This is a genomic window from Streptomyces sp. NPDC002886 (assembly GCF_042888445.1).
GTDB lineage: Bacteria > Actinomycetota > Actinomycetes > Streptomycetales > Streptomycetaceae > Streptomyces.
This window is the reverse complement of the sequence record NZ_JBIAPV010000014.1, coordinates 256,683-270,739: the sequence shown is the minus strand read 5'-3', so window position 1 is coordinate 270,739 and position 14,057 is coordinate 256,683. Positions and strand designations below refer to the sequence as shown.

The following is a 14,057-nucleotide window of genomic DNA, read 5'->3' as shown; positions in this document are numbered from 1 at the left end:
AGGGGGGACCCTGTGGGAGAGTAGGACGCCGCCGAACAATCATTGTGGAAAGCCCCGTACCAGGGAACTGGTACGGGGCTTTTCTGCGTTTACGGGCCAATTAATGTGTGGTGTGGAAACTCGGGTGAAGTCGCGGCGGCCGGCTGGTTAGGATCCCGGGCTATGAACGAGTACGTGATACGGCCGATTCGGGCTGAAGAGTGGGACAAGGTGAAGGAGCTGCGTCTCGCGGCCCTGCGGGATCCTGCCGCGCCGGTGGCCTTCCTGGAGACCTTGGAACAGGGCGAGGCAAAGTCTGACGATTCCTGGCGGGAGCGGGCTGCCGGGGGTGCGACCGGGCGGCACATCCGGCAGTTCATCGCCGAGGGACCCGACGGGGAGTGGGTCGGCACGGTGAGCATGATCGTCGAGGCGGCCGGCACAGCGGACTTCTTCGACGGGGAGGTCGAGCAGGACCAGGCACACCTCGTGGGTGTGTTCGTCCGGCCGGCGCAGCGGGGGATCGGGCTGACCGAGGAGCTGTTCGGCGCCGCGCTGGAGTGGGCCTGGGGGCTGGAGGAGCCCGTACTGGCGCGCGTACGGCTCTTCGTGCACGAGCAGAACGCGCGGGCCGAGGCCTTCTACCGGCGGTTCGGGTTCGTGCCCAGCGGGAAGGTCGTGCCGATGCCGACCGACCCGTCCGCGAAGGAGCTGGAGTACGTGTTCCCGCGGCCTGCCTAGCGGGCGGCTACGGGGAGGTCCGCCTCCGGCCAGCGGGAGCGGGCCTGTTCGCGGCTGCGGCACAGGGCGAGGAGCGGGAGCGTCGGGTCCTGCAGGAGCTGCGGCAGTTGGGGGATCGGGGCCACGGCGGCGACGTCCTCGAAGACCAGGGTCAGTGGTGGGTCGAGCCGACCGTCGGATGACCGTGCGGCCATGCGGCGGCCGTGCTCGACCACGCTGGAGGCGAGTGCGGTCAGCAGCGGCATCGCACCCGGGTGGGCCCGGGGGTCTTCAAGGGGTTCGCCCACCACGTAGAGGGTGCCCCCTTCGGAGACGAACGATGCGAGGGAGAGGGAATCGGTTCGGTTCGGGGTGCAGGATTCCCGGATGTGGATCGAGGAGAGAGCCGTCAGGGCGCGGGCCGTGAGGTGTTGGGCCTGTTCGCGGCGGTCCGGGTGGGCGGTGAGGGCGCTCTCGAGCTCGCCGGCCGCGCCGGGGGCGGCCGTTGCCGCCTGGGGGTGGGTGCGGAGGATGCGGACCGGCTCCTGGGCGTTGGTGCCCTGGGCCCAGCGGTGCAGCTGCTTGAAGGGGCGGTTGTCCAGGGCGGCGGCCTGGAGCCAGCTGCGCAGGAGCGTTTCCGCGGTGTCCGCGAGGGCGGAGTCCATACGGGCCTGCGGACGGACCGGGGCGAGCAGCGCGATGGCGCGGGCCGCGGCGGTGGCGCGGTCCGCGCAGCCTTCTGTGGGGCTCCAGTGGATGCGGGCCGGGGTGTCGCAGAGGTGGGAGGGGTCGTAGAGGAGGACGGGGCCCAGCTTGGAGCGGGCGTCCTTGGTGTCCGACCAGAGGGTGGGTGAGGACGTGATCACCAGGACGGCGCCCTGGGCCTCCGCGATGGCCGCTGTGGCGGCCGTGGTTCGGGCCTCGGGTGCCGCGTAGGCGAGGCGGTGGCCTTGCGGTGGGATGGCCGCCGGGGTCGGGATCCTGGTCGGGGCGTAGCCGAAGCCGTAGCGGTAGGCCTCGTCCGTGGGTGCGGCGCCGTTGCCGGGAGTTCTGCCCCCGGGGCCCTGCGCCTCGAACGCCGGCGAGGCCGGGATGGGGTGACCCGCCGGGGAGGCCGGGATCGGTGAGGCCACCGGGTGGGGTTTGGTGGGGATGGGGACCGTGGACGGGTGCGGGGCCGGTGCCGGGGGCCGGACCCCGGACCCCCGCTCCTCGAACGCCGGAGGGGCCGAGTATGCCTGCGTCGTCGGCGGGGACGTGGGGGGCTGCGCCGATGCGGGGGCCGGGACGGGGTGACTCGGCACGGGAGTCGGGGCTTGCCGGCCTGACTGGTCGGGCTGCCCTGACTGGTCGAGCTGCCCCGACTGGCGGGCCAGTCGGCGGCGGGATTTCGTGCGGGCCACGACGCCGAGGGTGAAGATGGTCAGGACCAGGAGGACCAGGAGCTGGCTGATGAACAGGCCCCAGAAGAGGCCCCAGTTGGAGAGGGCCTCGGGGGGTGTGTCCGGCCAGGCGGCCGGGATGTCGTGGGGTTGAGCTATCAGCGAGCGGACCGCGGTCGGGGTGCGGGTGAAGGTGACCTTGCTCGGCCAGGCGCCCTTCGTGAAGAGCGCCGCCAGACCGGTGGCCGTCCAGGTGAGGACGGCCAGGCCGAGGAGGAAGGCCAGGAGGCCTACGAGGAGGCCGTCCGGGATGCCGCCCTGGGGGCGGGGGGCCGGGTGGTCCGTGCGGTCGGGCATGTCAGGCCACCGTGGTGGCCGAGCCGCCGGCGTTGCGGTGGCGTTCCATCAGGAGGGCCCGCTCTTCTGTCTCCAGTTCGGCTGCGAGGAGGTCGTCGGGCAGGCGGTGCTGGACCGAGGATTCCGTCATGGCGCGGTCGGTGAAGACCAGGGGGCGTTCGGCTTCGGTGATCAGGTGTTTGACGACCTGGACGTTGCCGTTCACGTCCCACACCGCGATGCCGGGAGTGAGGGTGGGGATGATTTCCACCGCCCAGCGGGGGAGGCCCAGGACGCGGCCCGTGGCGCGGGCCTCGTCCGCCTTTTGAGCGTAGATCGTGCGGGTCGAGGCCATTTTGAGGATGGCTGCCGCTTCTCGGGCCGCCGCGCCGTCCACGACGTCCGAGAGGTGGTGGACGACCGCCACGAAGGACAGGCCGAGGCGCCGGCCGAACTTGAGGAGGCGCTGGAAGAGCTGGGCCACGAAGGGGCTGTTGATGATGTGCCAGGCCTCTTCGACCAGGAAGATGCGCTTCTTGCGGTCCGGGCGGATCCAGGTGTGTTCCAGCCATACGCCGACGATCGCCATCAGGATCGGCATGGCGATGGAGTTGCGGTCGATGTGGGAGAGGTCGAAGACGATGAGGGGGGCGTCGAGGTCGATGCCCACCGTGGTCGGGCCGTCGAACATGCCGCGGAGGTCGCCGTCGACCAGGCGGTCGATGACGAGGGCGACGTCCAGGCCCCAGGCGCGGACATCGTCTATGGCCACGTTCATGGACTGGGCCGATTCCGGTTCCGGGTGTCGCAGTTGTTCCACGATGTCCATCAGGACCGGCTGGCGGTCCGTGATGGTTTCCACCACGTAGGCGTGCGCGACCTTGAGGGCGAAGCCGGAGCGCTCGTCCAGGCCGTGCCCCATGGCCACTTCGATGATGGTGCGGAGCAGCGCGAGCTGGCCCGTCGCGGTGATCGCCGGGTCGAGGGGGTTGAGGCGGATCCCGTCGTCGTTCGCGGCGATGGGGTCCAGGCGGATGGGGGTTATTCCCAGCTGCTGGGCGATGAGGTTCCACTCGCCGACGCCGTCCTCGCCCTGGGCGTCCAGGACGACGACCTGGCGGTCCCGGAAGCGGAGCTGGCGCAGGACGTAGGTCTTCTCCAGGGCCGACTTGCCGTTGCCGGATTCGCCGAGGACCAGCCAGTGGGGGGCCGGGAGTTGCTGGCCGTACAGCTGGAAGGGGTCGTAGATGTAGCCCTTGCCGCTGTAGACCTCACGGCCGATGATGACGCCGGAGTCGCCGAGACCGGGGGCGGCGGTGGGGAGGTAGACCGCTTGTGCCTGTCCCGTGGACGTGCGGACGGGCAGGCGGGTGGTTTCTACCTTGCCGAACAGGAAGCTGGTGAAGGCGTCCGTCAGGGCGGACATGGGATCTCGCATGGGCGGCCATTCCCTCCAGCTAGCGTCGGATGCCGGTGGCGAACGGCAGGGTGTTGACGAAGGCGCGGTGGTGCTCGCGGTCGCACCACTCGAGCTTCAGGTAGGACTTGCCCGCCGAGGCGCGGATGGTGCGCTTGTCGCGGGCGAGGGCTTCGGGGGAGCGGGAGGAGACCGTGATGTACCCGACCAGGTTGACGCCGGCGGCGCCGCTCGCGAGGTCTTCGCCGCGCTGGTCGAGCCGGCCGTGGGCGGCGATGTCCCGGGGGTCGACGGTGCGGTTCATCTTGGCGGCGCGGCTGGCGTCGGCCTCGTCGTTGGTCTTCTCCGTGAGCATGCGCTCGATGGCGATCTCGGTGGGTTCCAGGTCCATGGTGACGGCGACCGTGCGGATGACGTCGGGGGTGTGGACGAGGAGCGGGGCGAGGAAGTTCACGCCGACCGGGGTCATCGGCCATTCCTTCACCCAGGCCGTGGCGTGGCACCAGGGGGCGCGGGTGGAGGACTCGCGGGTCTTGGCCTGGAGGTAGGTCGGTTCGACGGCGTCCAGTTCGGCGGGCCAGGCGTTGCGCTTGGTCATGGCCTGGATGTGGTCGATGGGGTGGTCCGGGTCGTACATGGAATGCACGAGGGAGGCGAGGCGGCCCTGGCCCAGCGGCTGGCGGACGCGGATGTCGGCCTCGGCGAGGCGGGCGCAGATGTCGGTGAGCTCGCGGGCCATGACGATGGCGAGGCCGGCGTCACGGTCGACCCTGCGGCCCTTGTGGGGGGCCGCGGCGCGGGCGATGGTGTGGGCCTCGGCGGCGAGTTCGCGGGTGAAGTGGATGCAGGCGACGAGGTAGGCGCGGTGCTGCTCCGAGGAGGTCGACACCATCGACTGGAGCTGGTCGTACGAATCGCGCAGCCAGACGGGGGCGTGGGTGTCGCCGCGGGCGGCGACGTCCTTGTCGTGGGCCTCCGGGTCGGCGGGCAGGGTGCGTACGAGCATCTGGAGGCGGGTGACGAAGCCGTCGCCGTTGGCCACGTGCTTGAGGAGGGTGCCGAAGCGGTCCACGAGGGCCTCTTGGTCCTCGCTGTCGCGCAGGCCCACGCCGGGCCCCTCGATCTCGATGGCCGCGGTGACGGTTCTGCGGTCCGCGTGGAGCAGGACGGCGATCTCGTCGGGGCCGAAGGGGGCGGCGAGCCAGTTGATGCGGCCGATGCCGGGGGGCGGGCCGACCTCGACCTCGCGGCCGTCGCCGGCGCGGATGCCGGCCTCCATGGCGCCGGAGCGGAACGTCGTGCCGCGGCGCAGGGTGCGCTTGAAGCTGCGGTTGATCTCGAACCAGCGGTAGAAGGTGCGGCCGCGGTAGGGGACGTACACGGCGGCGAGGGCGAGCATGGGGAAGCCGGCGAGGGAGACGATGCGCAGGGTGAGGGAGGGGACGAGCAGTCCGCTCATCATGCCGAGGAACGCGCCGACGATGATCAGGGCGATCTCGCCGGTCTCGCGGTTCTTGCCGACGATCGCGTTCGGCCGGGCCCGGCCGATGAGATACGTGCGGCGGGGCGTGACCGGGTGGAGCTGGTGGGACTGGGTCGTCACCGCCCGTCACCTCCTGTGTTCCTCGTGCTGGAGCCCGTACGGGGCGGGGGTGCGGCGGCGGGGCCGCCGCTGTTCCCGCCGCCGGAGCGTCGGCTGCTGTGTGCGGCCATGCCTCCGGAGATCTGGTTGTCGCCGCCGGCGCGGTGGGCGCCGCCGCCGCTGCTTCCGCCTCCGCCGCCGCCGCGGCTGCTGTGGGTCTTGATGCCCTGGGAGACGAGGGAGGCCGGAGAGCTGATGACGGCGGCCGCCTGGGCGCCGTCGGTGGCCTTGCTGCGGTTGGTGCGGGCGGAGGCGATCTCGTCGCCGAAGCCGGGGACGAAGCGGTAGATCATCGCGGAGGCGAAGATCGCCAGGAGGATGATCGAGAGGCCGGAGACGACGGCGGAGAAGGCGTTCGGGCCCTTCTCTCCGGCGAGGGCTCCGGCGAGTCCCAGGACGATGACGATGACCGGCTTCACGAGGATGACGGCGATCATGATGCCCGCCCAGCGGCGGACGTGGCCCCAGAGGTTGCGGTCGACGAGGCCGGCGTAGACGACGGTGCCGAGCAGGGCGCCGACGTAGAGGAGCGCGGCGCGGATCACGAGCTCCAGGCAGAGGATGCCGGCGGCGAGGACGGTGACGAGGGCGACGACGATCAGCATGATCGGGCCGCCGCCGATGTCGTCGCCCTTTTTGAGGGCTTCGGCGAAGGAGCCGAAGAAGACGTCGGTCTGGCCGCCGGTCGCGGAGGCGATGACCTCGGTGACGCCGTCGGTGGCGGAGACGATGGTGTAGAGGATGAGGGGGGTGAAGGCGGAGGCGAGGACGGTGAGCCAGAGGAAGCCGATGGCTTCGGACATGGCGGTGGTGAAGGGGACGCCCCTGATGGCTCGTTTGGCGACGGCGAAGAGCCAGAGAACGAGCGTGAGGATGGTGGAGGCGGCGAAGACGATGGCGTACTGCTTGAGGAAGGCGCCGTTGGTGAAGTCGACGTTGGCGGTGCCGTTGACCGCCTTGCTGAGTTCGCCGACGATCCAGGCTGCGGCGTCGGCGCAGCCTCTCGCCAGCGACGTGAGCGGGTTCAGCGCATCGGCCGGGTTGCCGGAGACGCCGGAGCCGGATGCTCCGCCAGTAGCCGCTTCGTCGCCGAGCTCGCAGTACTGCCGGGCAAGCCCGCTGAGCGCGGAACACGGGTCTGCGCTGGGCTGTGGCAATGTCGATGCCGAGGGCGTCGGTGTGGGCGCGGCATGGGCAGCGGATGCTGTGGCTACGAAGGCCAGAAGGGACGAGGCGACGGCGCCGACCCGGAGCCGGAGGCTAGCGGGCATAGGTGAAGCCTCCGAACTCCTTGACGGCCTTGCTGATGTCCTCGGAAGGTGACGCGACCGCATCGCCGGGAACCGGTGCGGGGCCGTCCTGCTGGGTGTCGGAGAGGACCTTCCAGTCTCCGTCCGTCCAGACCAGTTCGAACGTCCAGGTCTTCCACGTCGTGCGTACCGGGTCGGTGGACTTCGGCCCGGACATGCCGATGAGGCCCGTGTACCAGACGGAGACCTTCGCGTTGGCGGGCGTGTAGCTGTCGGTTCGGGTGCCGACGGGGACGGCGCGGGTGACGAACGTGCTGCCTTGTGGAGGGTTGCCGTTCGCGTCGAGCCCGAGCTTGGCGAGGAAGGCGGCCGAGTAGGCCTCGTCCTGAGGGCTTCTCAGTTTCGCGGCCGCGTCCGGTGTGTAGATCCCGTCTACGAGCGTGTGCCGGGTGTTCTTTCTGAACATGCCGTCAGAACCCAGTGCCACCGCGTAGTTCGCCGCTGCCGATTGGGCGCCCTGTTCGGTCTGGGCGTAGCCCTTGGGGATGCCCGCGGACTTGCCGTCCACCGGGGGGACGCCTGTGGCTGCCGTCGGGTTGGTGGTGGTGGTCGGGGGCTTGTCCGCTGTTGGGGGGGCTTCGGGGGTGCGGGACTGGTTGGCGAAGGCGATGGCCGCGATGAGGAGGACCACCACGCCGACGACGGTGATCAGGCCTCGGGGGGTGCGGCGGGGTGGGGCGTACGGGTCCGAGGGCTCCGGGAAGCGGGTACGGGTCTGGCCGGTGCCGCCGACCTCGCCGCCACCGTATTGGTCGTCGGTGCTCATTCGGTGTTCGCCCCCTCCGCGTCGTACGACGGTAGCGCTGGTATCCGCGCAGTGGCGGCGTGGTGAGTCCTCATCAGGGCTCGGGCTAGACGGCCATTCCGTAGACGATCGTGAAGAGGGTGCCCAGTGAGCCGATGATGAAGACGCCCGTCAGGCCGGCCACGATGAGGCCCTTGCCCTGTTCCGCGCTGAAGGTGTCGCGCAGTGCGGTGGCGCCGATGCGCTGCTTGGCCGCGCCCCAGATGGCGATGCCCAGGCAGAGCAGGATCGCTACGGCCATGACCACCTCGATCATGACCTTCGCTTCGTTGCCGAGACTGCCGAACGGCCCCCAGTTCGGGGCGATTCCGCCGATGATGGTGGTGATGTCGCCCTTTTCGGCTGCCAGGATCATGTAACTCACCGCCCCTGTATGGGTAGTTCCGGTAGCCCGTGCCCGGACGGCAGGGGTCACGCCCTATCTTCCCTGATGAAACCGCCGTCGTATGTCGACTTCGCTGCTCTCTTTACCCGATCTGTCGCCCCGGGCGTCGTCCGTATGTCCTGACCTGGGGTCGGGCGGCGTGTGGGGGAAAGAACGTATGGTCACTCTGTGTATCACGAGGTGTGACCGCGGGCAATGATTGTCGTCTCGGTGCGGTGGTGGCTCGGATGGGGCCGCGCCGTTTGGCGCAACGGGTGCCGCGCCCGGGGCGTGAGCGGGCCGGGGGCGGCACCCGTGAGGGTGTGGGCTACGGGACGAGGATGTTCGCGGCGAACGGGGCGAAGCGGGTCTCGCCGGCGTGGATGACGGCGATGGCCGTGCCGGTGCACCAGCGGCCGCTGGTGATGAAGACCGGGCTGTCGGTGTGGTTCGTGACCGCGGCGGGGCCGTTGTGCAGGACGCAGCCGGACGGGTCGTGGATCGGTTGGCCGTTGATGACCAGTTCGCCCGTGGACGCGTGCGCGGAGCCGCCGAGGCCGAGGGTGAGGACGGCGGCGGCCGCGAGGGTGCCGAGGGTCGTGGTCGGGCGTCGCATGGTGGGGGAGCCTCCAGGGGGGTCGGAGCCGGAGTCGGCTCGGATGGCCGGCCTCCGGTTGTGTGGCTCACCGTAGGGCTTTGGTTTCGGGCGGTGGCGTCCGTGGAGGGGCGGATGGATGCGCCGGGGGCGCATGGGTGGGCGGTGTGCGCCGCCGCCGTCCCCGGCGGGCGGGCCCGGACCGCCTCCTACGCGAGCCAGTGCGCGGGGCGGGTGAGGGAGGGCGGGATGCGGGTCGCGGGGTTGCCCCGGGCCGCGTTCAGCTGGGGCTGGGTGAGGAAGAGGGCGCCGGTGAGGTCGGCGTCGCGCAGGTCGGTGTCGCGGAAGTCCGCGCCGATCAGGTCGGCCGTGCGCAGGTCGGCGCCCCTGAGGTCGGCGGCGATCAGGTAGGCCCCGCGGAGGTTGGCTCCGCGCAGGTTCGCGCCGGGGAGGCGGGCACCCATCAGGTCGGCGCCGCGGTGGTTCTTCTTGCGGCCCGCCACCTTGGCCCGTACGAGCTCGCTGGTCTGGAGCAGGAGGGTGTTCGCCTCCTGGCGCAGCGGGGTGATGTCGAACTCCGCGAGGGTTTGGGGGGTGGCCCCGGTCCATCGGGTGGTGTCGGCCAGTGCGGTGCGCAGTTGGGTGCGGAGGGAGTGTTCGGCGGGGAGCGGGAGGGCCTCGGTGAGGGTGAGGGCCTCGGCGAGGTAGAAGAGGAGCTCGTGCAGGTTCCGCATCACCGGGAAGACCGTGAACATCGTGGCCTTGGTGGCGGGGTGGGAGCGCCAGTCCCGGCCGCCGAAGGTGATCTGGGAGACCTGCTGGCCGGCGCCGAAGCAGTCGAAGACGGTGCAGCCCGGGAAGCCCTTGTCGCGCAGCCCGGTGTGGATGCCGCAGCCGAAGTCCTGCCGGAGGTTCTTGCAGGGGGTGCCGGCGGGCTTGTTCACGGCGAAGTCGGTGGATTTGGAGAAGGGCAGGGCTACGCAGCAGAGCGCGAAGCAGTTGGCGCAGTCCGCCCGCAGGAGGGGGAGCGGGGCGGGGGCGCCGGGGCGGGCGGGGCCGGACGGGCCGGCGGGCTGGGGCTTGGGCACGTCCCCATTGTCTCCCCGTGGGGGAGTTGGGTGGTGCTCGGGTGGCGGAAAGGCCTTGATCGCCGTGGGTGGGTCCGGCGAGCATCGCCGTATGACCGAAGTGATCGCAGTAGCCGTCATCACCTTCCTCGCCGTCATCAGTCCCGGCGCCGATTTCGCCATGGTCGTCCGCAACAGCTACCTCTACGGGCGGCCCACCGGCCTGTTCGCGGCGGCGGGGGTCGCGGCCGGGGTGCTGGTCCACGTCTCGTACACGATGCTCGGGGTCGGTCTGCTGATCGCCTCCTCCGCCGAACTGTTCACGGTGATCAAGCTCGCGGGCGCCGCGTACCTGGTGTGGATCGGGATACGGACCTTCCGGGCGCGGACCGAGGTGGCCGTGGACCTGGAGGAGAAGGGCGGGCTGACGCCGTTCGGGGCGCTGCGGAGCGGATTCCTGACCAATGTGCTCAACCCGAAGACCACGCTGTTCGTCGTGTCCACCTTCACGCAGGTGGTCGGGCCGGGGACCCCGGTGTGGCAGCAGGCCGGGTACGGCCTGTTCATGTCGGCGGCGCACCTGGGCTGGTTCGGTGCGGTCGCGCTGTTCTTCTCCAACTCGCTTCTGCGCGACCGGATGCTGAAGGCGCAGAAGACGCTGAACCGGGCCATCGGCTCGGTCCTGGTGGGGCTCGGGGTGGGGCTGGGCTTCGCCCGCTGAGTGCCGCTCGGCGGGCGCCCTGGGGAGGGGAGCGGGGCTGGCGTCGGTGGATTACCAGTCGGTAGCGTGGCCGGCATGGGTGCCGGGAGTGGTGTCGAGAGCGGTGTCGAGGGGTTCTACGAGCGCGTCGACGGGGGGCGGTTCCTGGCGAGCGGTTACACGCGCGGGCCGTGGGATCCCGGGTCGCAGCACGCCGGGCCGCCGGCCGCGCTGCTCGGGCGGGCGATCGAGGAACGGCCGGGTGGGCGCGCCGACATGCGGATCGCCCGGATCACCTACGAGATCCTGCGCCCGGTGCCGATCGGCCCGTTGGAGCTGACGACCAGCGTGCTGCGGGCCGGCCGGGGCACCGAGGTGGTCGAGGCCGCGCTCGCGCCCGCCGGGGCCGCGCCCGTGATGCTGGCGCGGGCGCTGCGGATCCGGGTGGCCGAGGACTCCGTACCGTCCGTGGTGCCCGCGCCGGAGCTGCCGCCGCCGGGTGAGGTGGGGCCGGCGCCGTTCTTTCCGGTGCCGTGGGAGAAGGGCTACCACTCGGCGATGGAGACCCGCTTCGCGCGGGGCGCGTTCGTCGAACTGGGTCCGGGGACCTGCTGGATGCGGATGCGGGTGCCGCTCGTCGCCGGGGAGGAGCCCCGGCCCCTGGATCGAGTGCTGGTCGCGGCGGACTCGGGGAACGGCATCAGCGCGGTCGTGGACTTCGGCCGGTACCTCTTCGTCAACGGCGATCTCACCGTGCACCTGCACCGCCATCCGGTCGGTGAATGGGTGTGCGTGGAGGCCCGTACGAGCGTGGACGCGGCGGGCATCGGGCTGGCGGACGCGCGGCTGCACGACGAGAAGGGCCCGATCGGGCGGAGCGCGCAGAGCCTGTTCGTCGCCCCGAGGGGGTAGGGAGGGGGAGCGGGGCCGAATACTTCGTATCGTCCTATGAGTTCACCCGTCCGCCGGGGTCTGTGCTCCAAGTGCCCCGGCTGCGTTGGTTCCTGTGCCGCCTTGCCGGCGGGATGATTCGACACGGGGTGGCGGGAGCGCCGGGAAAAGCCGTTCGATGGGGGAAGGTTGGCGGGTGCGCAGACTCTGGGTGGTCGGTGGAATCAGCTTCGGGGCGTGCCTGTGCTTTCTCGCCCTGCTCGTGATCGGTACGTACTCGGCGGCCGCGGGCATCGCGACCGGCGTCGGCGGGCGGGCCTCCGGGCTCGCCAAGGGTGCCGTGCCGGGGAAGTACCAGTCCCTCGTGCAGAAGTGGGGAAACCTCTGCCCGACGCTCACCCCTGCGCTGCTGGCCGCCCAGCTCTACTCGGAGAGCGGCTGGAACCCGGGTGCGGTGAGCCCGGCCGACGCGCGGGGCATCGCGCAGTTCATCCCGGGCACGTGGGCGACGCACGGCATCGACGGCGACGGCGACGGCGACCGTGACATCTGGGACCCGAACGACGCGATCCCGTCGGCGGCTTCGTACGACTGCTCGCTGGCCCGGTACGTGTCCAAGGTGCCCGGGGACGCGGTGAAGAACATGCTGGCCGCCTACAACGCGGGTCCCGGCGCGGTGAAGCAGTACGGGGGCGTCCCGCCGTACCGGGAGACCCAGGGGTACGTGAAGACGATCACGACCCTCGCCAAGAGCTTCGAGGCCCCCGTCGGACGGGTCGCGCCCTCCCAGCAGGCCGCCGGGGCGATCTACTTCGCGCAGAAGCAGCTGGGGACCCCGTACTTGTGGGGCGGGAACGGGACGCCCGAGCAGGGCGGGCGCTTCGACTGCTCGGGTCTGACCAAGGCGGCGTACGAGTCGGTGGGCGTCGACCTGCCGCGCGTGGCGAACGACCAGTACAACGCCGGTCCGCATCCCTCGCGCGCGGAACTGCTGCCGGGGGACCTGGTGTTCTTCTCCGACGATCTGACGAACTCCCGGGAGATCCGGCACGTCGGGCTCTATGTGGGCGGCGGATACATGATCAACGCCCCGTTCACCGGGGCCGTGATCCGCTTCGACAAGATCGACACGCCCGACTACTTCGGTGCGACGCGGGTGACGAAGGACGGGGCGGAGGCCCTGCCCCGGCGCGAGGGCGTCGGCAACACAGTGTGAAGCGAAGGCCCTGAGCTGCAACGATGAGTCACTCTTCGATAACGTTGGGGTGATCATTCCGTGGAGAGCGGAACGTAGCCGCCAGAACGAGCGTTCCATGGTCACTGGGGGCAGGACGAGTACGAGGCCGGATTGATCACCGGGGGGCGAAGGGCCGCACACAGGCGTGCGGCCGTACGGGTACCAAGGCAAGGGCAAGGGGCCGCATCACCATGGCTGGACTCACAACAGGTGGGCCGAACGTGGATGTAAGCCTGCTGTACGAGATCAACGGACTGGCGCGCCAGGCCCCCGGCTGGCTGGACCGGACGGTCGCGGTCGTCGGGGAGTACGGGATCCTGCTGGCCCTCGTCCTCCTGGTGCTCTGGTGCTGGCGCGGAGCGCGCCGGCAGGACGAGCCCGCCGCCGTCGAGACCTTCACCGCGCTCGTGTGGGCTCCGCTCGCCGCCTCGGCCGCGCTGCTCCTCAACATCCCGCTGCGCGAGTTCGTGGGCCGGCCGCGGCCGGCCGCGCAGCACGGCGGGGTCGAGGTGCTGGAGCCCGGCGCCGGGATCGGCCACAGCGCCTTCTCGTTCGTCAGCGACCACGCCACGCTCGCGATGGCGCTCGGCGTCGGCCTGTTCGTCGCCCACCGCAAGCTCGGCTTCATCGGCATCGGCCTGGCCCTGGCGGAAGGGTTCACGCGGGTCTACATGGGCTTGCACTATCCGACCGACGTCATCGGCGGTCTCGCCCTGGGCACCGCGGTGGTGCTGCTGCTCGCGCCGCTCGCGATGGCGCTGCTGACCCCGGTGGTACGGGCCGTGGCCCGGTCCCCGCGCCTGGGCGTACTGGTCCGGGCACGCGAGCGGGTGGTACCCCGCCCGGTGGACCTCGCGGCGACCGAGCCCGCGGCGCGCGGGCACGAGAGCGACCTCGCGGCCTGACGCGGCCCTCCGGGGGGTGCCGGCGGAGTCAGCCGATGCGGTACGAGTCCCAGACGCTCAGCACCACGGCCGCCAGCAGGCACAGTGCCGCGGCCCCGAAGCAGACCCGGACCGCGGCCGGGCGGGACCGCGGGGGCGGGGTCACGGATCGCCGCCGTGGTCCGCGGCGTCCGCCTTCGCGTCGGAGCGCCGGTAGCGGGAGCGCAGCCACAGCCCGGTGCCGGTGGCCGCGGCGGCGGTGAGGCCGATGGCCAGGGCGACGTCGCCGGGCCCGTCGGCCGTGCCCACGGGGCTGGCCCGGGCCGGGGTGGCGGGGGCGAACGCGATCAGCAGGGCCCAGGTGAGGGCGGCGAGTCGTGGCGCGGGTCCGGGCATGAGTCAAGGGCAACCGCTCCCGGGCGCGTCGGCCAGCCGGGCCGTCCGATCGGGCGACTCGTGGGCGGGCGACCCGCGGGCGGACCGGATCCGGCCGGGTCGGTGGCGGGCGGGCTTTCGGGCGAGTGCCGTGCCGGTGCCCCCGGCTACTCCGGGGCGTGGCCGGTGGCGTCCTTGCGGGCCAGGTCGCGGGAGCGGCGGGCCGGGCCGCGCCAGCCGCAGGTACAGACGGCCAGGCTGAACGAGCCCCGCTCGGAGGTGCTCGTGGCGTGAGCGGCGTGATCGGTGGAGGGTGCCGGCGCCGGGCCCGAGGGATCGCGGGGCAGCGGCAC

Annotated in this window: 15 protein-coding genes; 5 read left to right on the top strand and 10 right to left on the bottom strand. The window is 71.4% G+C overall.

Annotated features, from left to right (window positions below; translation table 11 throughout):
- Positions 1-162 precede the first annotated feature (162 nt).
- Positions 163-720, top strand: a complete 558-nt coding sequence (locus tag ACFYYB_RS39145) for a GNAT family N-acetyltransferase (protein ID WP_389442889.1) — start codon at positions 163-165, stop codon at positions 718-720.
- On the opposite strand, the gene ACFYYB_RS39140 is transcribed toward ACFYYB_RS39145, so the two are convergent.
- The 8 genes from ACFYYB_RS39140 to ACFYYB_RS39105 all read right to left on the bottom strand — a co-directional run bounded on the left by ACFYYB_RS39140 (position 717) and on the right by ACFYYB_RS39105 (position 9,638).
- Entirely contained in the window at positions 717-2,438 is a 1,722-nt protein-coding gene (locus tag ACFYYB_RS39140) for a type VI secretion protein (RefSeq protein ID WP_389442887.1), read from the bottom strand. The two genes, ACFYYB_RS39145 and ACFYYB_RS39140, sit on opposite strands and share 4 nt — an antisense overlap.
- Position 2,439: 1 nt before the next feature.
- Positions 2,440-3,855 carry an ATP-binding protein gene (locus ACFYYB_RS39135; RefSeq protein ID WP_389442885.1) on the bottom strand — a complete coding sequence of 472 codons (1,416 nt, stop codon included), beginning with the start codon at positions 3,853-3,855 and terminating at the stop codon, positions 2,440-2,442.
- Positions 3,856-3,874: 19 nt separating this feature from the next.
- A complete protein-coding gene (locus ACFYYB_RS39130) occupies positions 3,875-5,437 on the bottom strand; it encodes an SCO6880 family protein (protein ID WP_389442883.1) in 1,563 nt (520 codons plus the stop codon).
- Complete coding sequence (locus ACFYYB_RS39125) at positions 5,434-6,747, bottom strand: hypothetical protein (protein WP_389442881.1); 1,314 nt, start codon at positions 6,745-6,747, stop codon at positions 5,434-5,436. Before ACFYYB_RS39125 ends, ACFYYB_RS39130 begins: the two co-directional genes overlap by 4 nt.
- A complete protein-coding gene (locus ACFYYB_RS39120; RefSeq protein ID WP_389442879.1) occupies positions 6,737-7,552 on the bottom strand; it encodes a hypothetical protein in 816 nt (271 codons plus the stop codon). Before ACFYYB_RS39120 ends, ACFYYB_RS39125 begins: the two co-directional genes overlap by 11 nt.
- An 85-nt stretch (positions 7,553-7,637) precedes the next feature.
- Positions 7,638-7,946 (bottom strand): hypothetical protein, encoded by a 309-nt coding sequence (locus ACFYYB_RS39115; protein WP_008742356.1) that lies wholly within the window; start codon positions 7,944-7,946, stop codon positions 7,638-7,640.
- Between the two features lie 337 nt (positions 7,947-8,283).
- Positions 8,284-8,571 carry a hypothetical protein gene (locus ACFYYB_RS39110; protein WP_389442877.1) on the bottom strand — a complete coding sequence of 96 codons (288 nt, stop codon included), beginning with the start codon at positions 8,569-8,571 and terminating at the stop codon, positions 8,284-8,286.
- Positions 8,572-8,759: 188 nt separating this feature from the next.
- A complete protein-coding gene (locus ACFYYB_RS39105) occupies positions 8,760-9,638 on the bottom strand; it encodes a pentapeptide repeat-containing protein (RefSeq protein ID WP_389442875.1) in 879 nt (292 codons plus the stop codon).
- 91 nt (positions 9,639-9,729) lie between these two features.
- Here ACFYYB_RS39105 and ACFYYB_RS39100 point away from each other — a divergent pair, with 91 nt between their 5' ends.
- The 4 genes from ACFYYB_RS39100 (at position 9,730) to ACFYYB_RS39085 (ending at position 13,350) form a co-directional block, all read left to right on the top strand.
- Positions 9,730-10,338, top strand: coding sequence for a LysE family translocator (locus tag ACFYYB_RS39100; RefSeq protein ID WP_389442873.1), 609 nt, complete (start codon positions 9,730-9,732; stop codon positions 10,336-10,338).
- A 75-nt stretch (positions 10,339-10,413) separates the two neighbouring features.
- Positions 10,414-11,229 carry a thioesterase family protein gene (locus tag ACFYYB_RS39095; protein ID WP_389442871.1) on the top strand — a complete coding sequence of 272 codons (816 nt, stop codon included), beginning with the start codon at positions 10,414-10,416 and terminating at the stop codon, positions 11,227-11,229.
- Between the two features lie 175 nt (positions 11,230-11,404).
- On the top strand, positions 11,405-12,424 hold the full coding sequence (locus ACFYYB_RS39090; protein ID WP_389442869.1) for an NlpC/P60 family protein: 1,020 nt from the start codon (positions 11,405-11,407) through the stop codon (positions 12,422-12,424).
- Between the two features lie 212 nt (positions 12,425-12,636).
- The gene (locus ACFYYB_RS39085) at positions 12,637-13,350 is read left to right on the top strand and encodes a phosphatase PAP2 family protein (protein ID WP_389442866.1); all 714 of its coding nucleotides are present in this window, start codon (positions 12,637-12,639) and stop codon (positions 13,348-13,350) included.
- 141 nt (positions 13,351-13,491) lie between these two features.
- On the opposite strand, the gene ACFYYB_RS39080 is transcribed toward ACFYYB_RS39085, so the two are convergent.
- Both ACFYYB_RS39080 and ACFYYB_RS39075 read right to left on the bottom strand, forming a co-directional pair.
- Entirely contained in the window at positions 13,492-13,725 is a 234-nt protein-coding gene (locus ACFYYB_RS39080) for a hypothetical protein (RefSeq protein ID WP_389442864.1), read from the bottom strand.
- Between the two features lie 146 nt (positions 13,726-13,871).
- Positions 13,872-14,057 carry a hypothetical protein gene (locus ACFYYB_RS39075; protein WP_389442862.1) on the bottom strand — a complete coding sequence of 62 codons (186 nt, stop codon included), beginning with the start codon at positions 14,055-14,057 and terminating at the stop codon, positions 13,872-13,874.